Source organism: Roseibium porphyridii (assembly GCF_026191725.2).
In the GTDB taxonomy this organism is placed as follows: Bacteria; Pseudomonadota; Alphaproteobacteria; order Rhizobiales; family Stappiaceae; genus Roseibium; species Roseibium porphyridii.
The window spans coordinates 2878840-2900792 of sequence record NZ_CP120863.1; the positions used below are offsets into that span (position 1 = coordinate 2878840).

Sequence of the window (21953 nt, forward strand, 5' to 3'; positions counted from 1 at the left end):
GACCGCCGGGCTTGTGCCCGGCGGTTTGCCCTCTTAAGTGTTGCTGTGAGCGGCCTCAGAGGGTATCAGGAGCAGGGATCGCGCAGGCGGTTCCAATGAAGGGGTATAGCTCAGCTGGTAGAGCGACGGTCTCCAAAACCGTAGGTCGCGGGTTCGAACCCTGCTGCCCCTGCCAATTTGCTCTTGATTAATCGGCCTCGAGGGCTTAAAGAGTTTCCTCGAGTGAGGCGCGCGGAGATTTTCCGCGCGCCCACTCGTATTTAACAGACCGGAATCGGAATGGCGAAGACCAATCCCTTTAAATTTATCCAGGAAGTGCGCGCCGAGACCTCCAAGGTGACTTGGCCGACGCGCCGCGAGACCGCTGTGACCACTGCCATGGTGTTTGTCATGGTGATGATCGCCTCGATCTTCTTCCTCATCGCGGACCAGTTGATGAGCCTGGGGATCGGCTTTTTGCTGGGTGTCGGCGGCTAATTGAGTAAGACCGGCCGTCCGGTTTGCAGACAAGAACAAGAAACGGAACTGAAGAACCATGGCCAAGCGCTGGTACATTGTGCACGCCTATTCCAATTTCGAGAAGAAGGTCGCCGATTCCATTCGCGAGAAGGCCGAGCAGAAAGGTCTCACCGATCTGTTTGAGGAAATCCTCGTTCCAATGGAAAAGGTCGTGGAAGTGCGTCGGGGCCGCAAGGTCGATGCCGAGCGCAAGTTTTTCCCGGGCTATGTGCTTGTAAAGATGGAAATGACCAACGAGGCATTTCACCTCATCAAGGACACTCCGAAAGTTACCGGTTTCCTGGGTGCGGATCAAAAACCGATGCCGATTCCGGAAAAAGAAGCTTTGCGGATCATCAATCAGGTGCAGGAGGGCGTTGATCGTCCCAAGCCCTCTATCAGCTTTGAAGTTGGCGAGCAGGTGCGTGTGTCCGATGGGCCGTTTGCGTCGTTCTCCGGTCTTGTCGAAGAAGTTGATGACGAGCGCGCGCGTCTCAAGGTGGCAGTGTCCATCTTCGGTCGTGCAACGCCCGTTGAACTGGAATTCGGTCAGGTCGACAAGCTCTGACTGGTTGCCCTCCGGCAGGAGGGCGTGAGTGCCCGGTGGTAATCGTCGAATTTGGCGAACGAGCCGGGATAAAATAGGTGGAAGGTTCCATTGCTCTTCGCCGGGCAATGACAAAGGGCCGGACCACCAACTCCCATGCAACCGGATAGCCGTTCGGTTGCACATGACAGGAGAGAAAAATGGCGAAAAAAATTGAAGGCTTCCTGAAGCTTCAGGTGCCGGCAGGTTCCGCTACTCCGTCGCCACCCATTGGTCCGGCGCTCGGTCAGCGTGGTCTGAACATCATGGAATTCTGCAAGGCGTTCAACGCGCAGACTCAGGATGTTGAAAAGGGTGCTCCGTGCCCGACCGTGATTACATATTACTCTGACAAGTCCTTCACGTTCGAAGTCAAGACGGCTCCCGTCAGCTTCTTCCTGAAGAAGGCTGCCAAGCTGCAGAAGGGGTCCCAGACCCCAGGACGCGGCACTGTCGGTTCCGTGACCCGCGATCAGGTCAAGGAAATCGCAGAAGCCAAGATGAAGGACCTGAACGCCAACGACGTCGATGCAGCAATGCTGATGGTTGAAGGCTCCGCCCGTTCCATGGGCCTTGAGGTAAAGGGGTAAGATCATGGCGAAGGTTGGAAAGCGTACCAAAGAAGCGCGTGAAGGCATCGACCGGAACAAGCTCTACCCGCTCGGCGAGGCCGTTAGCCTGGTCAAGGGTCGGTCCAAGACCAAGTTCGACGAGACCGTCGAAGTTGCGATCAATCTCGGTGTTGACCCACGCCATGCTGACCAGATGGTTCGCGGCGTGTGCGTTCTGCCGAACGGAACAGGCAAGAACGTCAAGGTTGCTGTTTTTGCGCGTGGCGACAAGGCTGACGAAGCCAAAGCTGCAGGCGCAGACATTGTTGGCGCTGAAGAGCTGGTTCAGGAAGTCCAGGGCGGCAAGATCGATTTCGACCGCTGCATTGCGACCCCTGACATGATGCCGCTTGTCGGCCGTCTCGGTAAGGTTCTCGGCCCGCGCGGTCTGATGCCGAACCCGAAAGTCGGCACCGTGACGCCGGACGTTACCGCGGCTGTCAACGACGCCAAAGGTGGCGCTGTGCAGTTCCGTGTTGAAAAGGCCGGTATCGTGCATGCAGGTGTTGGCAAAGTGTCCTTCTCAGAAGAAGCCATCTCCCAGAACGTCAAGGCTCTGGTGGATGCGGTTCAGAAGGCCAAGCCGTCAGGTGCAAAAGGTTCTTATCTGAAGCGTATTGCGGTGTCCTCGACAATGGGCCCGGGCGTGAAGATCGATCTGGCAAGCGTTGCCGGCGAATAATCCGGGTCTGCCGGATTGAAGTGAAATTTCGATCGCAAGATCGAATAGATCCGGCGGTTCGCCGCCGGATTGCCCTGTCCGAGACTGCAGGTGCCGGGAAACCGGCTTAAGCATATTGGCCTGCATAGATGGGTGAGAACCGAATTCCCCGCCGAACCGGCGGAAACTTGGTTCGAACCAGACCTTGCCGAGCGTTGTTGCAACGCAAAGGTGAGGGGACAGGACCCTGAGCGCCGTTCGATCAGACGGTTCCGGGTTCGGGACCGTCAGCCGAGCGGCAAAGGTAAACCGGTGGCGAAACGCGCCACCAAATGGAGAAGGCAAGTGGAAAGAGCGGAAAAGCACGAGTTCGTGACATCTCTCAACGATGAGCTGGCTGACACCGGCGTCGTTGTTGTCGCGCACTATGCAGGTCTTTCGGTTGCTCAGATGACCGCATTGCGGGCGTCTGTGCGTGAAGCCGGCGGCTCTGTAAAAGTCGCAAAAAACCGCCTTGTGAAACTCGCCCTCAAAGGCACTGACCTTGAGCACATCTCCGACCTGTTTCAGGGCCCTACCGTTCTCGTTTATTCCGAGGATCCGGTAGCCGCACCGAAAGCAGCCGTCGATTTCGCCAAGGCAAACGATCAGTTTGCAATTCTTGGCGGTGCTCTTGGCACGACCAACTTGAACCCGGATGGGGTCAAATCACTGGCAACCATGCCGTCGCTCGATGAGCTGCGCGCGAAACTGGTTGGCATGATCCAGACACCAGCATCCCGGATTGCTCAGGTTGTCAACGCACCGGCCGGGCAGCTCGCTCGCGTCTTCAATGCGTATGCCACGAAGGACGAGGCCGCATAAGGCGACCAACACACTGTCTCGAAGAAACCAATACTGGTTCGAACTTTAAGGTACTGAAAAATGGCTGATCTTGAAAAGCTCGTTGAAGAACTGTCCACACTGACTGTTATGGAAGCTGCTGAACTTTCCAAGCTTCTGGAAGAAAAGTGGGGCGTTTCTGCTGCTGCTCCGGTTGCAGTTGCTGCTGCTGCTGGTGGCGCTGCTGATGCAGGTGCTGCTGCTGAAGAGAAAACTGAATTTGACGTTGTTCTGGCTTCTGCCGGCGACAAGAAAATCAACGTCATCAAAGAAGTCCGTGCCATCACCGGCCTGGGTCTGAAGGAAGCTAAGGAACTCGTCGAGTCCGCTCCGAAGGCTGTCAAGGAAGGCGTTGCCAAGGACGAAGCTGAAGAGCTGAAGAAAAAGCTGGAAGAAGCAGGCGCTTCTGTCGAGCTGAAGTAATAAAGGCTATTGCCTTTCGCGGTTCCGGGTTTTCCCGGGACCGTTTTTTGCCCCGGCGGGTCTGACCCGGTTCCGGGGCGTACGTCCCACTAGGGCCTGCTGTGTTCGAATGATCGTGGCAAAGCTCTAGACCCCTACGACTGATCGGCTTGTCTGGCTTGAGGCAAGTGGATCTCAAAAGGGGCGACGGTTTTCCGAAGCGCCCGGGCAGATGCCCGATTGGACAAGGGGCGTTTCGGGAAGCCGTTACCCGGCCCATATGAGGAGCGACAATGACCCAAACGTTCAACGGTCGCAAAAAGGTCCGTAAATACTTCGGATCGATCCGCGATGTCGCGGCTATGCCCAATCTCATCGAGGTTCAAAAAGCATCTTATGACCAGTTCCTGCAGGTCGACGAGATGCCTGGCGGTGGCCGCAAGATTGAAGGCCTAGAAGCGGTCTTCCAGTCCGTATTTCCAATTTCCGATTTTGCCGGCACCTCACTGCTGGAATTTGTTTCCTACGAGTTCGAAGCTCCGAAATACGACGTTGACGAGTGCCGTCAGCGCGACATGACCTTCGCTGCGCCGCTGAAGGTGACCCTGCGCCTCATCGTATTCGACGTTGATGAAGATACCGGTGCAAAGTCCGTCAAAGACATCAAGGAACAGGATGTCTACATGGGCGACATGCCGTTCATGACCGACAACGGCACCTTTATCGTCAACGGTACGGAACGCGTGATCGTGTCCCAGATGCACCGGTCTCCGGGTGTCTTCTTCGATCACGACAAGGGAAAAACCCATTCCTCCGGCAAGTTGCTGTTTGCTGCACGCGTGATCCCGTATCGCGGTTCCTGGCTCGACATCGAATTCGATGCCAAGGACATTGTGCACGCGCGTATCGACCGTCGCCGCAAGATCCCGGTGACCTCGCTGCTAATGGCACTCGGCCTTGATGGCGAAGAGATCCTGAACACCTTCTACAATCGGATCGACTACACCCGTCAGAAGGATGGTTCCTGGCGTATGCCGTTCGACAGCAACCGCCTTAAGGGCACCAAGGCGTCTTACGACCTGATCGACGCCGATAGCGGCGATGTGGTTGTTGAAGGTGGCCGCAAGATCACTGCCCGTACAATCCGTCAGCTCGGTGAAAAGGGCGTTACCGCCCTCAAGATCACTGACGAAGATCTGCATGGTCAATATCTTGCCGAAGACATTGTCGACGGCCAGTCCGGCGAGATCTACGCTGAAGCTGGTGACGAAATCACCGGCAAGTTGCTGGAAGAACTCGTAGAGCGCGGTTACCACGAGCTGACGATGCTCGACATCGACCACGTCAACACGGGGCCGTACATCCGAAACACACTGGCAGTCGACAAGAACGAATCCCGCGAGGATGCGCTGTTCGACATCTACCGTGTGATGCGTCCGGGTGAACCGCCCACCATCGACACCGCAGAAGCGATGTTCCAGTCGCTGTTCTTCGATGATGAGCGTTACGATCTCTCGGCTGTTGGCCGCGTGAAGATGAACATGCGTCTTGACGTTGAGTGCGAAGATACTGTTCGGGTTCTGCGCAAGGAAGATATTCTGGAAGTCATCCGCGTTCTTCTGGAGCTGCGTGACGGCAAGGGCGATATCGACGACATCGATAACCTTGGCAACCGTCGTGTCCGTTCCGTTGGCGAGCTGATGGAAAACCAGTACCGTGTTGGTCTTCTGCGCATGGAACGCGCGATCAAGGAGCGCATGAGCTCTGTCGAAATCGACACAGTCATGCCGCAGGATCTGATCAACGCGAAACCAGCTGCTGCTGCTGTTCGCGAATTCTTCGGCTCTTCGCAGCTGTCGCAGTTCATGGACCAGACCAACCCGCTCTCGGAAGTCACCCATAAGCGCCGTCTTTCGGCACTTGGCCCAGGCGGCCTGACCCGTGAGCGCGCCGGCTTCGAAGTCCGCGACGTTCACCCGACACACTATGGCCGTATCTGCCCGATTGAGACGCCGGAAGGCCCGAACATCGGTCTGATCAACTCGCTGGCAACCTTCGCACGCGTCAACAAGTACGGTTTCATCGAAAGCCCGTACCGCAAAGTGAAAGACGGTGTTGTTTCCAACGACGTTGTCTACCTTTCGGCGATGGAAGAAGCCAAGCACTACGTGGCACAGTCCAACGCCGTGATGGACGGCGAGGGTCGTTTCACCGAAGAGCTGATCACTTGTCGTCACGCCGGTGAAAACATGATGGTTCCGTCCGACAAGGTCGACCTCATGGACGTTTCGCCCAAGCAGCTGGTCTCCGTTGCAGCGGCGCTGATCCCGTTCCTTGAGAACGATGACGCCAACCGCGCTCTGATGGGCTCGAACATGCAGCGTCAGGCTGTGCCGCTTGTGCGGGCGGAAGCTCCGTTTGTCGGCACCGGCATGGAGCCGATTGTGGCTCGCGATTCCGGTGCTGCCATTGGTGCGCGCCGTGCAGGTGTCGTCGACCAGGTCGACGCAACACGTATCGTTATCCGGGCAACCGAAGACCTCGACCCCGGCAAATCCGGCGTCGATATCTACCGGCTGCAGAAGTTCCAGCGTTCCAACCAGAACACCTGTATCAACCAGCGTCCGCTGGTCCGTGTAGGTGATCGGGTGCACAAGGGTGACATTATCGCAGATGGTCCTTCCACGGACCTCGGTGATCTGGCGCTCGGCCGGAACGTGCTTGTCGCGTTCATGCCCTGGAACGGCTACAACTTCGAGGATTCCATCCTCCTTTCCGAGCGCATCGTTTCCGACGATGTCTTCACCTCCATCCACCTCGAGGAATTCGAAGTGATGGCGCGTGACACCAAGCTTGGCCCGGAAGAAATCACACGCGACATCCCGAACGTTTCGGAAGAAGCGCTGAAGAACCTCGATGAGGCTGGTATCGTCTATATCGGTGCTGAGCTGAACCCGGGTGACATCCTCGTCGGCAAGATCACGCCGAAGGGCGAAAGCCCGATGACACCGGAAGAAAAGCTTCTGCGTGCCATCTTCGGTGAGAAGGCTTCGGACGTTCGTGACACGTCTCTTCGTCTGCCGCCGGGCGTGTCCGGTACGGTCGTTGAAGTTCGTGTTTTCAACCGCCATGGCGTTGAAAAAGACGAACGTGCGATGGCGATCGAGCGCGAAGAAATCGAACGCCTCGCAAAAGACCGTGACGACGAACAGGCTATTCTTGACCGTAACGTCTATGGCCGTCTGGCCGAGATGCTGATGGACAAGACCGCTGTCGCCGGACCGAAAGGCTTCAGGAAAGACGGTGTTCTGACCGGGGATGTTCTCAACGACTTCCCACGCTCGCAGTGGTGGCAATTCGCCACTGACGACGAGAAGTTCATGTCCGAGATCGAAGCTCTGCGCGGTCAGTATGACGACAGCCGCAAGCGTCTCGAGCAGCGTTTCATCGACAAGGTCGAGAAACTGCAGCGCGGTGACGAACTGCCACCGGGCGTCATGAAGATGGTCAAGGTCTTCGTTGCCGTTAAGCGCAAGCTTCAGCCGGGCGACAAAATGGCCGGCCGCCACGGAAACAAGGGCGTGGTCTCCAAGATCAACCCGTGTGAAGACATGCCGTTCCTGGAAGACGGTACGCATGTCGACATCGTGTTGAACCCGCTTGGCGTGCCTTCGCGCATGAACGTCGGTCAGATCCTGGAAACCCACATGGGTTGGGCTTGCCGTGGCATGGGGCTTCGCATCGGCGAAATGTACGATGAGTACCGCAAGACCGGCGAGATCGAGAACCTGCGTGGCAAGGTGATCGAAATCTATGGCGACAACCTCAAAGGCGATGACGTCAAGGAATTCGATGACGATGGCATCGTTCGTCTGGCGAATCAGCTTAAGAAGGGTGTTCCGATTGCGACGCCAGTCTTTGATGGTGCACGCGAGCCGGATGTTGTCGATGCGTTGAACATCGCGGGCTACAAACAGTCCGGTCAGTCGACCCTTTATGATGGCCGGACCGGGGAAGAGTTCGATCGTCAGGTTACCGTGGGCTACATCTACATGTTGAAGCTCCATCACCTGGTCGACGACAAGATCCACGCCCGTTCGATTGGTCCATACTCGCTCGTTACCCAGCAGCCGTTGGGTGGTAAGGCGCAGTTTGGTGGCCAGCGCTTCGGGGAAATGGAGGTCTGGGCGCTTGAAGCTTATGGTGCAGCCTACACGCTGCAGGAAATGCTCACCGTCAAGTCGGATGACGTGGCCGGCCGAACGAAGGTATACGAGGCCATCGTACGCGGCGACGACACATTCGAGGCGGGCATTCCGGAAAGCTTCAACGTGCTTGTGAAGGAAATGCGGTCCCTGGGTCTCAACGTTGAACTTCAGCGTACCGATGCACCCGCGATTGCCGAGGAAGAAGCTGCGGACGCCGCAGAGTAACCCCGGCAACGGACCCCAATTGACTCATGCCGGTGACGGGGAGAGGCGAGTGACCCTCTACCCCGACCGTGCATCGAAGGAGACGGACCATGAATCATGAGGTCATGAACCTGTTTAATCAGCAGGCTCCCACACAGACCTTTGACAATATCCGGATTTCGCTCGCGAGCCCGGAAAAGATCTTGTCTTGGTCCTTCGGCGAAATCAAAAAGCCGGAGACGATCAACTACCGCACGTTCAAGCCTGAGCGCGACGGTCTGTTCTGTGCGCGTATTTTTGGCCCGATCAAAGACTACGAATGTCTTTGCGGCAAATATAAGCGCATGAAATACAAAGGCGTTATCTGTGAGAAATGTGGTGTTGAAGTCACCCTTTCCCGCGTTCGCCGTGAGCGTATGGGCCACATTGAACTGGCTGCGCCGGTTGCGCATATCTGGTTCCTGAAGTCGTTGCCAAGCCGCATCGGTCTTCTGCTGGACATGACGCTGAAGGATCTGGAGCGCGTTCTCTATTTCGAGAACTACGTTGTTCTGGAGCCGGGCCTGACACCGCTCAAGCAACATCAGCTGCTGTCTGAAGAAGACTTCATTGCCGCTCAGGACGAGTATGGCGAAGACGCCTTCACGGCAATGATCGGTGCTGAAGCGATCCGCGAGATCCTGATGAGCATGGATCTGGAACGCGAGAGCGAGAAGCTTCGTCAGGAAATCGCGGAAGCGACGACCGAACTGAAGCCGAAAAAACTGGCCAAGCGTTTGAAGGTCATTGAAGCATTCATGGAGTCGGGCAACCGCCCGGAGTGGATGATCATGACTGTTGTTCCGGTGATCCCGCCGGATCTGCGGCCGCTTGTGCCGCTGGACGGCGGCCGGTTTGCGACGTCTGATCTCAACGATCTGTATCGTCGTGTGATCAACCGTAACAACCGTCTGCGCCGGCTGATGGAACTGCGTGCACCGGATATCATCATCCGGAACGAAAAGCGGATGCTTCAGGAATCTGTAGATGCCCTGTTCGACAACGGCCGTCGTGGCCGTGTGATCACTGGTGCCAACAAGCGTCCTTTGAAGTCGCTGTCCGACATGCTGAAAGGCAAGCAGGGCCGCTTCCGTCAGAACCTGCTTGGTAAGCGCGTCGACTATTCCGGTCGTTCGGTCATCACCGTTGGTCCCGAACTGAAGCTGCATCAATGTGGTCTGCCGAAGAAGATGGCGCTTGAGCTCTTCAAGCCGTTTATCTATTCGCGCCTCGATGCAAAGGGCTTCTCCTCAACGGTCAAGCAAGCCAAGAAGCTGGTTGAGAAGGAGCGTCCGGAAGTCTGGGACATTCTTGACGAGGTCATTCGTGAGCACCCGGTTCTTCTGAACCGCGCACCAACGTTGCACCGTCTTGGCATCCAGGCCTTCGAACCGACGCTGATTGAAGGCAAGGCGATCCAGTTGCACCCGCTGGTGTGTTCCGCGTTCAACGCCGACTTCGACGGTGACCAGATGGCCGTTCACGTGCCGCTGTCGCTCGAAGCTCAGCTGGAAGCCCGGACGCTGATGATGTCCACGAACAACATTCTGCACCCGGCAAACGGTGGCCCGATCATCGTGCCGTCGCAGGATATTGTTCTGGGTCTCTACTATCTGTCGATCATGGCAGAAGGTGAGCCGGGCGAAGGCATGGCCTTCGGCGATATCGGCGAGATCCATCACGCGCTGGCCAACAATGTCATCACATTGCATTCCAAGATCAAGGGACGCTTCAAGTCCATTGACGCGGAAGGCAATCCGACGTCGGAGATCTTTGAGACGACGCCTGGCCGGATGCTGGTTGCGGAGTTGCTGCCGAAACACCACGAAGTGCCGTTCGATGCCTGTAACAAGCTGATGACCAAGAAGGACATCTCCAAGATGATCGACACGGTTTACCGTGCGTGCGGTCAGAAGGAGACGGTTATCTTCTGTGACCGCATCATGGAGCTTGGCTTCAAGAACGCTTGTAACGCCGGCATTTCCTTCGGCATGGACGACATGGTCATCCCGGACACCAAGCAGAAGCTGGTGGCCGAGACCTCATCGCTCGCGACCGAATATGAGCAGCAGTACAATGACGGCCTGATCACTCAGGGCGAGAAGTACAACAAGGTTGTTGACGCCTGGGCGAAATGCACCGACAAGATTGCCGATGAAATGATGGCCCGTATTAAGGCCGTTCAGATCGATGAGGAATCTGGTCGCCAGGAACCGATGAATTCGGTTTACATGATGTCGCACTCCGGTGCGCGTGGTTCGCCTCAGCAGATGAAACAGCTGGCCGGCATGCGTGGTCTCATGGCCAAGCCGGACGGCTCCATCATCGAAAACCCGATCATCTCGAACTTCAAGGAAGGCTTGTCGGTTCTGGAGTACTTCAACTCCACCCACGGTGCCCGTAAGGGTCTTGCCGACACGGCCTTGAAGACTGCGAACTCCGGTTACCTGACACGTCGTCTCGTGGATGTTGCCCAGGACTCCATTATTCTTGAACAGGATTGTGGTTCTGAACGTGGCATCACCGTTGCGCCGATCGTGGATGCCGGTAACGTCATCGCTTCTCTGGGGATGCGCGTCCTCGGTCGTACAACGGCAGAAGACGTGGTCAACAACCAGACTGGTGAAGTTCTGGTGGCGAAGGGCTCGCTGATCGACGAAAAGGACGTTGAAGCGATCGAAGCTGCCAAGGTGCAGCAGGTGAAGATCCGTTCGGTTCTGACCTGTGAAACCGAAACAGGCGTTTGCGCGACCTGCTACGGACGTGACCTTGCTCGCGGTACTCCAGTGAACATGGGTGAGGCGGTCGGCGTTATCGCTGCGCAGTCCATCGGTGAGCCGGGTACCCAGCTGACCATGCGTACCTTCCACATCGGTGGTACCGCACAGGTTGTTGACAGCTCGTTCATCGAATCCAATGTCGACGGCACGATCAAGATCCGGAACCGTTCGGTCAACCGGGACTCTGATGGCAACCTGATTGCCATGGTGCGCAACATGTCCATCGTTGTCATTGACAGCGATGACAACGAACGCGCCGTGCACCGTGTGGCTTACGGTTCCAAGCTCCATGTCGATGATGGCGACAAGGTCAAGCGCGGTCAGCGGATTGCCGAATGGGATCCGTACACCCGTCCGATGCTTGCTGAAGTTGACGGTGTCGTTGACTTTGAAGATCTGGTCGATGGTGCGTCTGTGCAGGAAACTGCCGACGAGGCGACCGGTATCACCAAGCGTGTCGTCATTGACTGGCGTTCGTCCCAGCGTGGTGCCGACCTGAAACCGGCAATCGTGATCAAGGACGACAAGGGGGCGGTTTCCAAGACCGACCGCGGTTCCGATGCACGGTTGATGTTGTCGGTGGATGCGGTTCTGTCCGTTCAGCCGGGTGCAACTGTCAAAGCTGGTGACGTTCTGGCGCGTATCCCGCTTGAAAGCGCCAAGACCAAGGACATCACCGGTGGTCTGCCGCGTGTTGCTGAACTGTTCGAAGCACGCCGTCCGAAGGATCACGCTATCATCGCTGAGATCGATGGCACGATCCGTTTCGGTCGCGACTACAAGAACAAGCGTCGCATCATCATCGAGCCGGCTGAAGAGGGTGTCGATCCGGTCGAATACCTCATTCCGAAAGGCAAGCACTTCCATCTGCAGGAAGGCGACGCCATTGAAAAGGGTGAGTACATTTTGGACGGTAACCCGGCACCCCATGACATTCTGGCTGTTAAAGGCGTGGAAGCACTTGCTGCATACCTCGTCAATGAGATCCAGGAAGTCTACCGGTTGCAAGGTGTGACGATCAACGACAAGCACATCGAAGTCATTGTTCGTCAGATGCTTCAGAAGATCGAGATCACCGATGCCGGTGATACCGAATTCTTCTCTGGCGAGCAGGTTGACAAGCTCGACTTCGAGGAAGCGAACCGCAAGGCAATCGACGAAGCCAGAGAGCCTGCCAAAGGCGCACCGGTGTTGCTCGGCATCACCAAGGCTTCGTTGCAGACACGTTCGTTCTTCTCTGCCGCCTCCTTCCAGGAGACGACCCGCGTCCTTACAGATGCTGCGGTCAACGGCAAAACCGATCCACTGGTCGGTCTGAAGGAAAACGTGATTGTGGGACGCCTCATCCCGGCTGGTACCGGCGGGGTAATGAAGCGGATCCGCAAGATTGCAACCCATCGCGACGACCTGATCCAGGAAGCGCAACGCCAGCAGTCTTCGGACAGCGCAGCGGAAGGCCTCCTGGAAGACATGACCGGGGCGGCCGAGTAACCGGTGCTCCCATGACAATTCGAAAGGCCGCCTCCGGGCGGCCTTTCTTGTATCAGGACACAGGCGGAAGTTAGCTATGAATGACAATGAAGTTGAAATGGATCCGGTCGTCTATATCGTCATCGGTCGGGTATGGGAGAATGAGGAAGCGTTGCCGGAGGACGCCATTACCATCCACGCGCTGCTCACTGCGCCGGATGATGATGATGCCGTGAGAAGAACACTTGAGTCCTTGTCTTCGCAGGGGTTTGCGGAAGCTGAGTTGGAGCAGATCGGCGTCATGGATGGTGAACCCGATGATCCGGTCTATGAAGGCGCCTACCAGGATGCACTTTCAGGCAATGTTGCGATTGTGACCTTTTCAGCCTGACACGGTGCTTACGCAGTTTGGACCGGTATCGCAATGTACGTTTCCTGGAGTACAGGTGAGGGGGAACTCCGACACTCAGCAGGATTGAAAGTTCTGCAGGGCCGATTGAAGCGGGCGTCATTGGCAATGCATCGAATTCTTCCCGTTCGGTTTGGAGAAGTGATTCATGAGAAGGAACAAGGCTCTTCGTTGGATCCGATCGTCAGAAGAGTCGCGCCGGGAATCGCGGTCATGCCGCTTCAGTGGCGATCGAGTCCCCATGCTTCGTTAGCCGGAAAGTTGGCTGCGAAATAAAATTACAAAACGGCGCGTGAATAGTGTCGCTCATTTGCCGTATCCGACGGAAATCATGTCACAAATTCGCATTGCCGATCGGTAATGCGCAAAGCCGCGGTTTTTTCGACAAAGCACTTGACGCAATGGGTGCATATGAGTAGTTTCCGCGCATCCCAAGGGCAGGCGGTAAGAGTGAACCCGTCCAGCGCTAACCAAGGCGCAGGACCCAATCCTCTTAAACGCTGCCGGGTTACATAGGCGAATACGCGTCGATTGCATGACCGCGAGGCAACTTGTGGTCCTCTGGTTTTTCGCAGCGCCGGCCGCTCAGTTCTGAGCGCGCTGGTGCAATTCTGCATGGCTAACGGTTTGTGCCGGTTGTCTGCAGGGCTGTGAGAACTGCAATTGCTAAAGAATTTTTGGATGGACAAGGTAAAGGGCAAAGAATGCCGACCATCAACCAGTTGATCCGCAAGCCGCGGAAAGATCCGCCGAAGCGGAACAAGGTGCCGGCCATGGAGGCCTGCCCCCAGAAGCGTGGTGTTTGCACCCGCGTTTACACGACGACGCCGAAGAAGCCGAACTCGGCTCTGCGTAAGGTGGCCAAAATCCGCCTGACCAACGGCTTCGAAGTCATTGGCTACATCCCGGGTGAAGGTCACAACCTTCAAGAGCACTCGGTGGTGATGATCCGCGGCGGCCGCGTGAAGGATTTGCCGGGCGTTCGTTATCACATCATCCGTGGTGTGCTCGATACCCAGGGCGTCAAGGATCGTAAGCAGCGTCGTTCGAAATACGGCGCCAAGCGGCCGAAGTAAGGAGCACATCAGATGTCCCGTCGTCACCGCGCAGAAAAACGCGAAATTAACCCGGATCCGAAGTTCGGGGATATCGTCGTCACCAAGTTCATGAACTCGATCATGTATGACGGCAAAAAGTCCACTGCAGAACGCATTGTTTACGGTGCGTTTGATGTGGTTGAGAACAAGACCCGTGAGAACCCGATTGAAGTGTTCCATGCTGCTCTTGAGAACGTTATGCCGCAAGTGGAAGTCCGTTCCCGCCGTGTTGGTGGTGCGACCTACCAGGTTCCGGTTGAAGTTCGTTCTGACCGCCGCCAGGCACTGGCAATTCGCTGGTTGATCACCGCAGCACGCAATCGCAACGAAACGACAATGGTTGATCGTCTTTCTGGCGAGTTGCTCGATGCTGCAAACAACCGTGGTACCGCAGTTAAGAAGCGTGAAGACACGCACCGGATGGCTGATGCCAACCGCGCGTTCTCGCACTATCGCTGGTAATTTGTGACTTCGAAGGGCTGACGCTATGTCGCGCACGCATAAAATCGAGGACTACCGCAACTTCGGCATCATGGCACACATCGATGCCGGTAAGACCACAACTACCGAGCGGATCCTCTACTACACAGGTAAGAGCCATAAGATCGGCGAAGTTCATGATGGCGCAGCCACCATGGACTGGATGGAGCAGGAGCAGGAGCGTGGCATCACGATCACGTCCGCTGCGACCACTGCATTCTGGAACGATAAGCGCCTGAACATCATCGACACCCCAGGACACGTTGACTTCACCATTGAGGTCGAGCGTTCCTTGCGTGTTCTTGATGGTGCTGTCGCTCTTCTGGACGCAAATGCTGGCGTTGAGCCGCAGACAGAGACTGTTTGGCGTCAGGCCGACAAGTACAACGTCCCGCGGATGATCTTCGTCAACAAGATGGACAAGCTTGGTGCTGATTTCGATCGTTGTGTCGAAATGATCAGAAAGCGCCTCGGCTGCACACCGCTTGTTATGCAGCTTCCGGTTGGAGCTGAAAGCGATTTCGCAGGTGTTGTTGATCTTCTGGAAATGAAGGCACTCATCTGGCAGTCGGAAAATCTCGGTGCTGCTTGGGATGTCGTCGATATTCCAGCCGATCTTGCTGATCGCGCACAAGAGGCACGTGATGCTTTGGTCGAGACCGTTGTCGAGATCGAAGAAGAAGCGATGGAAGCTTATCTGGAAGGCGAAGAGCCATCCATCGATAAGATCAAAGAGCTTATCCGTAAGGGTACAATCAGCAACGAATTTGTTCCGGTATTCTGCGGTTCCGCGTTCAAGAACAAAGGCGTTCAGCCGCTTCTCGACGCTGTTGTCGATTTTCTTCCGAGCCCGGTGGAAGTGCCTGCGATTAAAGGCATCGATCCCAAGAACGAAGAAGAAGTCGAGCGCAAATCATCTGATGAAGAGCCGCTTGGTCTGCTGGCGTTCAAGATTGCAAACGATCCGTTTGTCGGTTCCTTGACGTTCTGCCGCATCTACTCTGGCGTTCTGAACAAGGGCACGTCTTTGCTCAACACGGTTAAAGACAAGCGTGAGCGCGTCGGCCGGATGATGCAGATGCACTCCAACTCCCGTGACGACATTGATGTGGCTTATGCAGGCGACATCGTGGCGATTGCAGGTCTTAAGGACACCACGACAGGCGACACGCTTTGTGATCCGCTGAAGCCGGTGATCCTGGAGCGTATGGAGTTCCCTGAGCCGGTCATCGAGATCGCGGTTGAGCCGAAAACCAAAGGCGACCAGGAGAAAATGGGCCTTGCCCTGAACCGCCTGGCAGCTGAAGACCCGTCCTTCCGCGTCAAGACTGACGAAGAATCCGGTCAGACAATCATCGCCGGTATGGGCGAGTTGCACCTGGACATCATCGTTGATCGCATGAAGCGCGAATTCAAGGTTGAAGCCAACATCGGTGCTCCGCAGGTTGCTTACCGTGAAACCATCACCAAACAGGCTGATGTGGATTACACCCACAAGAAGCAGTCCGGTGGTTCCGGCCAGTTCGCTCGCATCAAGCTCACCATTGAGCCGTCCGAGCCGAATGAAGGTTATGTCTTCGAGAGCTCCGTCGTCGGCGGTAACGTTCCGAAGGAATACATCCCGGGTGTTACCAAAGGTATTGAGAGCGTGATGTCTTCCGGCCCGCTGGCAGGCTTCCCGATGCTCGACATCAAGGCAACTCTCACCGACGGTGCATACCACGACGTTGACTCCTCTGTGCTCGCATTCGAAATCGCCGGCCGTGCCGGTTTCCGCGAAGCGATCCAGAAGGCCGGCCCGAAATTGCTGGAGCCGATCATGAAAGTCGAGGTTGTCACTCCGGAAGACTACATGGGTGACGTGATAGGTGACCTGAACTCCCGCCGCGGCCAGATCGCAGGTACGGAGAACAGGGGCGTTGTCACTGTCATCACCGCAATGGTTCCGCTGGCTAACATGTTTGGCTATGTGAACAACTTGCGTTCCATGTCTCAAGGCCGCGCCCAGTACTCGATGGTGTTCGATCACTACGAGCAGGTGCCGCAGGCTGTCGCCGAAGAGGTTCAGGCGAAATACGCCTGATCCCAGCCTCTTAACGTCAAAAGAAATAGAGAAACGGAGTAATCCGATGGCGAAGGAAAAATTTGAGCGCAACAAGCCGCACGTTAACATTGGCACGATTGGCCACGTTGACCATGGCAAGACGACGCTGACCGCTGCGATCACCATGACGCTTGCAGAAGCAGGTGGTGCCGAAGCAAAAGCTTATGACGAGATTGACGGTGCGCCTGAAGAGAAGGCTCGCGGTATCACGATCTCCACGGCTCACGTTGAGTATGAGACGGACGCCCGTCACTACGCCCACGTTGACTGCCCTGGTCACGCCGATTACGTGAAGAACATGATCACCGGTGCTGCTCAGATGGATGGCGGTATCCTGGTTGTGTCTTCCGCAGACGGCCCGATGCCGCAGACCCGCGAGCACATTCTGCTTGCCCGTCAGGTTGGCGTTCCGGCTCTTGTTGTTTTCATGAACAAGGTTGACCAGGTCGACGACGAAGAGCTTCTTGAGCTTGTCGAGATGGAAATCCGTGAGCTTCTGTCTTCCTACGAGTTCCCGGGCGACGACATTCCGATCGTCAAGGGTTCCGCGCTTGCAGCTGTTGAGAACCGCGATGCGGCGATTGGCCGTGACGCGATCCGTGAGCTGATGAATCAGGTTGACGAATACATCCCGACGCCAGAGCGTCCGAAGGATCAGCCGTTCCTGATGCCGATCGAAGACGTGTTCTCGATCTCCGGCCGCGGTACTGTTGTGACCGGTCGTGTTGAGCGTGGCGTGATCAACGTGGGTGAAGAAGTCGAGATCGTCGGCATCAAGGACACCCAGAAGACGACGGTTACCGGCGTTGAAATGTTCCGCAAGCTGCTGGACAGCGGTGAAGCCGGCGACAACATCGGTGCACTGATCCGCGGTGTTGGCCGTGAAGACGTTGAGCGTGGCCAGGTTCTTTGTAAGCCGGGTTCTGTTACCCCGCACACGAAGTTCAAGGCAGAAGCCTACATTCTGACGAAGGAAGAGGGTGGCCGTCATACGCCGTTCTTCACCAACTACCGTCCTCAGTTCTACTTCCGTACGACTGATGTGACCGGTGTTGTTTCCCTTCCGGAAGGCACTGAAATGGTTATGCCTGGCGACAACGTTTCCGTTGACGTTGAGCTGATCGTGCCGATCGCCATGGAAGAAGGCCTGCGCTTCGCGATCCGCGAAGGTGGCCGTACCGTCGGCGCAGGCGTCGTCGCTTCAATCATCGAATAGTCGACAGCCGGGCCTGCCGGCGCTTCAAACCGAAACGCGGGCAGGCCCGCAGTCTTATTGGGAACAATAACAATGAACGGTCAGAATATCCGGATCCGCCTCAAGGCGTTTGACCACCGTATTCTGGACGCCTCCACTAAGGAGATCGTCAATACGGCCAAGCGGACCGGTGCTCAGGTACGGGGTCCCGTACCGCTGCCGACGCGGATCGAGAAGTACACTGTGCTTCGCGGACCGCACATCGATAAGAAAAGCCGCGATCAGTTCGAGATGCGTACACACAAGCGCCTCCTCGACATCGTTGATCCGACGCCCCAGACGGTGGACGCGCTGATGAAGCTCGACCTTGCCGCTGGTGTCGACGTCGAGATCAAGCTTTAAGCCGGGTCGAAGGGGACACATCCATGCGTTCTGGAGTGATCGCTCAGAAAGTGGGCATGACCCGCATCTACAACGATGCAGGCGAGCATGTTCCGGTCACGGTTTTGCGGCTGGAAAACTGCCAGGTGGTAGCCCACCGGACTGAAGAAAAGAATGGTTACACTGCGCTGCAACTTGGCGCTGGTACCCGTAAGGTTAAAAACACGCCGAAGGCTCTGCGCGGTCATTTTGCCGTCGCCAAAGTCGAGCCGAAGCGGACTGTCGCTGAATTCCGCGTTTCCGCGGACAACATGATCGACGTCGGCGCTGAGCTGACTGCCAATCACTATGTTGAAGGCCAGTTCGTTGATGTGACCGGCACTTCCATCGGTAAAGGTTTTGCCGGTGCGATGAAGCGTCACAACTTCGGTGGTGGCCGTGCAACACACGGTAACTCGATCTCGCACCGCTCACACGGTTCTACCGGTCAGTGTCAGGATCCGGGCCGCGTGTTCAAGGGCAAGAAAATGGCCGGTCATATGGGCGACGCCCGCGTGACCACGCAGAACCTGAAGGTTGTGCGCACTGATGTTGAGCGTGGCTTGATCATGGTCGAGGGTTCTGTTCCGGGCGCCAAAGGCGGCTGGATCCTGGTCCGCGACGCGGTCAAAAAGGCGCTGCCGGAAAATGTTCCGGTTCCGGGTGCTTTCAAAGCAACCGAAGCGACTGAAGCTGCCGGGAAGGAGAGTGAGTGATGGAACTCCAGGTCAAGACCCTCGCAGGTGGGGCGGCCGGTTCGATCACGGTGTCTGACGAGATCTTCGGTCTCGAGCCGCGCACCGATTTGATCCACCGTGTGGTGCGTTGGCAGCTGGCGAAACGCCAGACCGGCACCCACAAGGCGCTGAAGCGCGCAGAGATTTCCGGCTCGACGAAGAAATTCGTCCGTCAGAAAGGCTCCGGCGGTGCTCGCCACGGTAACAAGAAGGCTCCGCAGTTCCGCGGTGGTGGCAAGGCCTTTGGCCCGGTTGTTCGCGACCACAGCCACGAATTGCCGAAAAAGGTTCGTGTGCTCGGTTTGAAGCATGCCCTGTCGGCAAAAGCGAAAACTGAGAGCATTGTCGTTGTTGAAGACGCCAAGGCTGCCGAAGCCAAGACCAAGGCCCTTAAGGACCAGCTGAACAAGCTTGGCCTGACGAGCGCTCTGGTTATCGACGGTGCCGAAGTCGACAACAACTTTGCGCTGGCCTCACGCAACATTCCACATGTGGATGTGCTGCCGGTTCAGGGCATCAACGTTTACGACATCCTGCGTGCCAACACTCTGGTGTTGACCAAGGCTGCGGTGTCTGCACTTGAGGAGCGCTTCAAATGAGCAAACTTCCTCACTACGACAAGATCGTCGGCCCGGTAATCACCGAAAAGTCGACGATGGCTTCTGAAGAGAACAAGGTTGTCTTCAAAGTTGCCAACGATGCAACGAAGCCGGAAATCAAGGCCGCAGTCGAAGCGCTGTTCGGTGTCAAGGTCACGGCAGTGAACACTCTCGTCCGTAAGGGCAAGGTCAAGCGCTTCCGCGGACGTCTTGGCCGTCAGTCTGACTTCAAGAAGGCCGTCGTTACGCTGCAGGAAGGTCACGCAATCGACGTGACCACCGGGCTCTAAGACGGGGACTTAAGAAAAATGGCACTTAAGACATTCAACCCGACGTCCCCAGGCCGCCGTCAGCTTGTACAGGTTGACCGCTCTGGTCTGTGGAAAGGCAAGCCGGTCAAGACTTTGACCGAAGGCCTGTCCAAGAAGGGTGGTCGTAACAACACCGGTCGCCTGACGTCACCGAACCGCGGTGGCGGTCACAAACGGTCCTACCGTCTTGTGGACTTCAAGCGCCGCAAGTGGGACGTACCGGCAACGGTCGAGCGTCTGGAATACGATCCGAACCGGACCGCATTCATCGCTCTTATCCGCTACGAAGACGGTGAGTTGAGCTACATCCTGGCGCCCCAGCGTCTGGCCGTTGGCGACACTGTTTCTGCTGGTGAAAACGTCGACGTCAAGCCGGGCAACGCAGCACCGCTGTCGCGTATCCCGGTTGGTACGATCGTACACAACATCGAACTGAAGCCGGGCAAAGGTGCCCAGATCGCCCGCTCCGCCGGCGCGTTCGTTCAGATCGTTGGCCGTGACCAGGGCTACACAACGCTGCGCCTTATGTCTGGCGAGCAGCGCCGTGTGCTCGGCACATGCATGGCTACGATTGGCGCTGTGTCCAACCCGGACCATGCCAACGTAAACCTCGGCAAAGCAGGCCGTTCCCGCTGGCTTGGCATTCGTCCGCATACGCGTGGTGTTGCCATGAACCCGATCGACCACCCGCACGGTGGTGGTGAAGGCCGGACCTCAGGCGGTCGTCATCCGGTTACTCCTTGGGGTAAACCGACCAAAGGTAAGCGCACCCGGCGTAACAAGCAGACCGATAAGTTTATCGTCCGCAGCCGTCACGCGCGTAAGAAGTAAAGGACAAGGATCGTGGCACGTTCGATCTGGAAAGGTCCGTTTGTCGACGGGTATCTGCTGAAGAAAGCTGACAAGGTTCGCGAATCCGGCCGGAACGAGGTCATCAAGACCTGGAGCCGCCGCTCAACGATCCTGCCGCAGTTCGTCGGTTTGACCTTCGGCGTCTACAACGGTCAAAAGCACGTTCCGGTGCTGGTGTCTGAAGAGATGATTGGTCACAAGTTCGGTGAATTTTCGCCGAGCCGGACCTACTACGGACACGGCGCCGACAAGAAGGCAAAGAGGAAGTAACGATGGGCAAGCCGAAGCGTGAGCGGACGCTCGCTGACAACGAGGCTCGGGCAATGACCCGCATGCTGCGCATTTCTCCGCGCAAGCTGAACCTCGTTGCGGCTGCTATCCGCGGCAAAAAGGTCGGCTCCGCCATTGCGGACCTGACATTCTCCCGCAAGCGCATTGCGCAGGACGTCAAGAAAACTCTGATGTCTGCCGTTGCAAACGCGGAAAACAATCATGACCTGGACATCGACAACCTGGTGGTTGCCGAGGCTCATGTTGGCAAGGCATTTGTCATCAAGCGCTTCCAGGCCCGTGCACGCGGACGCGTCGGCCGGATCGAGAAGCCTTTCTCGAACCTGACCATCGTTGTGCGCGAAGTTGAGGAGACTGCCTGATGGGACATAAAGTAAATCCGATCGGCATGCGCCTTGGGATCAACCGCACCTGGGATTCCCGCTGGTTCGCGAACAAGAACGAATATGGCGATCTTCTTCATGAAGATTTCCGCATCCGTGAGTTCCTGTTGAAGGAGCTCAAGCAGGCGGCCGTTTCCAAAGTGGTTATCGAGCGCCCGCACAAAAAATGCCGTGTTTCCATTCACTCCGGTCGTCCGGGTGTGGTTATCGGTAAAAAGGGTGCCGATATCGAGCGTCTTCGCAAGAAGATTGCCGACATCACCAATTCGGAAGTGCACATCAACATTGTTGAAGTTCGCAAGCCGGAAATCGACGCGACCCTTGTTGCCGCTTCGATCGCTCAGCAGCTGGAACGCCGTGTTGCCTTCCGCCGCGCCATGAAGCGGGCTGTTCAGTCCGCCATGCGTCTCGGCGCCCAAGGCATCCGGATCAACTGCGGCGGACGTCTCGGTGGCGCAGAAATCGCTCGTATCGAATGGTACCGTGAAGGCCGCGTGCCGCTCCACACTCTGCGTGCTGACATCGATTACGGTGTTGCCAGCGCTCACACGGCTTACGGCGTGTGCGGTGTGAAGGTCTGGATCTTCAAGGGTGAAATTCTGGAACACGATCCCATGGCGTCTGAACGCCGTGCGAGCGCTGTGACAGACGGAAACCAGGGTGATCGCGGCGGACGCCGGGATCGGGGCCGCGAGCGCGCAGCTTAATTCAAGCTGCCTGCCGCTCGTAAGATA

The 21953-nt window shown here is 56.8% G+C and carries 21 protein-coding genes and 1 tRNA gene; all 22 read left to right on the forward strand.

The genetic code is table 11. The annotated features are described in order from the left end of the window. The first annotated feature begins 99 nt into the window (after window positions 1–99). The 22 genes from K1718_RS13460 to rpsC all read left to right on the forward strand — a co-directional run bounded on the left by K1718_RS13460 (window position 100) and on the right by rpsC (window position 21926). Window positions 100–175, forward strand: a tRNA-Trp gene (locus K1718_RS13460). Window positions 176–279: 104 nt separating this feature from the next. Continuing rightward, a complete protein-coding gene (secE, locus tag K1718_RS13465; RefSeq protein WP_152501358.1) occupies window positions 280–477 on the forward strand; it encodes a preprotein translocase subunit SecE in 198 nt (65 codons plus the stop codon). 58 nt (window positions 478–535) lie between these two features. Further along, window positions 536–1066 carry a transcription termination/antitermination protein NusG gene (gene nusG / locus K1718_RS13470; protein WP_152501359.1) on the forward strand — a complete coding sequence of 177 codons (531 nt, stop codon included), beginning with the start codon at window positions 536–538 and terminating at the stop codon, window positions 1064–1066. 179 nt (window positions 1067–1245) lie between these two features. Then, complete coding sequence (rplK, locus tag K1718_RS13475) at window positions 1246–1674, forward strand: 50S ribosomal protein L11 (protein WP_094071112.1); 429 nt, start codon at window positions 1246–1248, stop codon at window positions 1672–1674. 4 nt (window positions 1675–1678) lie between these two features. Continuing rightward, complete coding sequence (gene rplA / locus K1718_RS13480; protein WP_152501360.1) at window positions 1679–2377, forward strand: 50S ribosomal protein L1; 699 nt, start codon at window positions 1679–1681, stop codon at window positions 2375–2377. Between the two features lie 324 nt (window positions 2378–2701). Then, window positions 2702–3220, forward strand: coding sequence for a 50S ribosomal protein L10 (gene rplJ, locus K1718_RS13485; RefSeq protein WP_152501361.1), 519 nt, complete (start codon window positions 2702–2704; stop codon window positions 3218–3220). Between the two features lie 60 nt (window positions 3221–3280). Beyond that, window positions 3281–3661 carry a 50S ribosomal protein L7/L12 gene (rplL, locus tag K1718_RS13490; protein WP_152501362.1) on the forward strand — a complete coding sequence of 127 codons (381 nt, stop codon included), beginning with the start codon at window positions 3281–3283 and terminating at the stop codon, window positions 3659–3661. Between the two features lie 272 nt (window positions 3662–3933). Beyond that, window positions 3934–8073, forward strand: coding sequence for a DNA-directed RNA polymerase subunit beta (gene rpoB, locus K1718_RS13495; RefSeq protein ID WP_265682229.1), 4140 nt, complete (start codon window positions 3934–3936; stop codon window positions 8071–8073). A gap of 89 nt (window positions 8074–8162) precedes the next feature. Further along, window positions 8163–12362: a DNA-directed RNA polymerase subunit beta' gene (gene rpoC / locus K1718_RS13500; protein WP_152501364.1), complete on the forward strand. Its 4200-nt coding sequence runs from the start codon at window positions 8163–8165 to the stop codon at window positions 12360–12362. 76 nt (window positions 12363–12438) lie between these two features. Beyond that, on the forward strand, window positions 12439–12732 hold the full coding sequence (locus K1718_RS13505; protein WP_152501365.1) for a regulator: 294 nt from the start codon (window positions 12439–12441) through the stop codon (window positions 12730–12732). Window positions 12733–13454: 722 nt separating this feature from the next. Continuing rightward, complete coding sequence (gene rpsL, locus K1718_RS13510; RefSeq protein WP_006936459.1) at window positions 13455–13826, forward strand: 30S ribosomal protein S12; 372 nt, start codon at window positions 13455–13457, stop codon at window positions 13824–13826. Between the two features lie 12 nt (window positions 13827–13838). Beyond that, window positions 13839–14309 (forward strand): 30S ribosomal protein S7, encoded by a 471-nt coding sequence (rpsG, locus tag K1718_RS13515; protein ID WP_152501366.1) that lies wholly within the window; start codon window positions 13839–13841, stop codon window positions 14307–14309. A 25-nt stretch (window positions 14310–14334) separates the two neighbouring features. Continuing rightward, a complete protein-coding gene (fusA, locus tag K1718_RS13520) occupies window positions 14335–16410 on the forward strand; it encodes an elongation factor G (protein ID WP_152501367.1) in 2076 nt (691 codons plus the stop codon). 46 nt (window positions 16411–16456) lie between these two features. Then, entirely contained in the window at window positions 16457–17647 is a 1191-nt protein-coding gene (gene tuf / locus K1718_RS13525; RefSeq protein WP_152501357.1) for an elongation factor Tu, read from the forward strand. Window positions 17648–17719: 72 nt separating this feature from the next. After that, window positions 17720–18028 (forward strand): 30S ribosomal protein S10, encoded by a 309-nt coding sequence (rpsJ, locus tag K1718_RS13530; RefSeq protein WP_006936455.1) that lies wholly within the window; start codon window positions 17720–17722, stop codon window positions 18026–18028. Between the two features lie 23 nt (window positions 18029–18051). Further along, window positions 18052–18762 (forward strand): 50S ribosomal protein L3, encoded by a 711-nt coding sequence (gene rplC / locus K1718_RS13535; RefSeq protein WP_152501368.1) that lies wholly within the window; start codon window positions 18052–18054, stop codon window positions 18760–18762. Continuing rightward, window positions 18762–19382 carry a 50S ribosomal protein L4 gene (rplD, locus tag K1718_RS13540; protein WP_265682218.1) on the forward strand — a complete coding sequence of 207 codons (621 nt, stop codon included), beginning with the start codon at window positions 18762–18764 and terminating at the stop codon, window positions 19380–19382. The genes rplC and rplD overlap by 1 nt, the downstream gene beginning before the upstream one ends. Then, window positions 19379–19672 carry a 50S ribosomal protein L23 gene (locus tag K1718_RS13545; protein ID WP_152501370.1) on the forward strand — a complete coding sequence of 98 codons (294 nt, stop codon included), beginning with the start codon at window positions 19379–19381 and terminating at the stop codon, window positions 19670–19672. Before rplD ends, K1718_RS13545 begins: the two co-directional genes overlap by 4 nt. 18 nt (window positions 19673–19690) lie before the next feature. Next, the gene (gene rplB / locus K1718_RS13550; RefSeq protein WP_152501371.1) at window positions 19691–20524 is read left to right on the forward strand and encodes a 50S ribosomal protein L2; all 834 of its coding nucleotides are present in this window, start codon (window positions 19691–19693) and stop codon (window positions 20522–20524) included. Window positions 20525–20536: 12 nt separating this feature from the next. Beyond that, window positions 20537–20815, forward strand: coding sequence for a 30S ribosomal protein S19 (gene rpsS, locus K1718_RS13555; RefSeq protein ID WP_022998243.1), 279 nt, complete (start codon window positions 20537–20539; stop codon window positions 20813–20815). A gap of 2 nt (window positions 20816–20817) precedes the next feature. Continuing rightward, window positions 20818–21198, forward strand: a complete 381-nt coding sequence (gene rplV, locus K1718_RS13560) for a 50S ribosomal protein L22 (protein ID WP_152501372.1) — start codon at window positions 20818–20820, stop codon at window positions 21196–21198. Next, on the forward strand, window positions 21198–21926 hold the full coding sequence (gene rpsC / locus K1718_RS13565; protein ID WP_152501373.1) for a 30S ribosomal protein S3: 729 nt from the start codon (window positions 21198–21200) through the stop codon (window positions 21924–21926). The genes rplV and rpsC overlap by 1 nt, the downstream gene beginning before the upstream one ends. Window positions 21927–21953 lie beyond the last annotated feature (27 nt).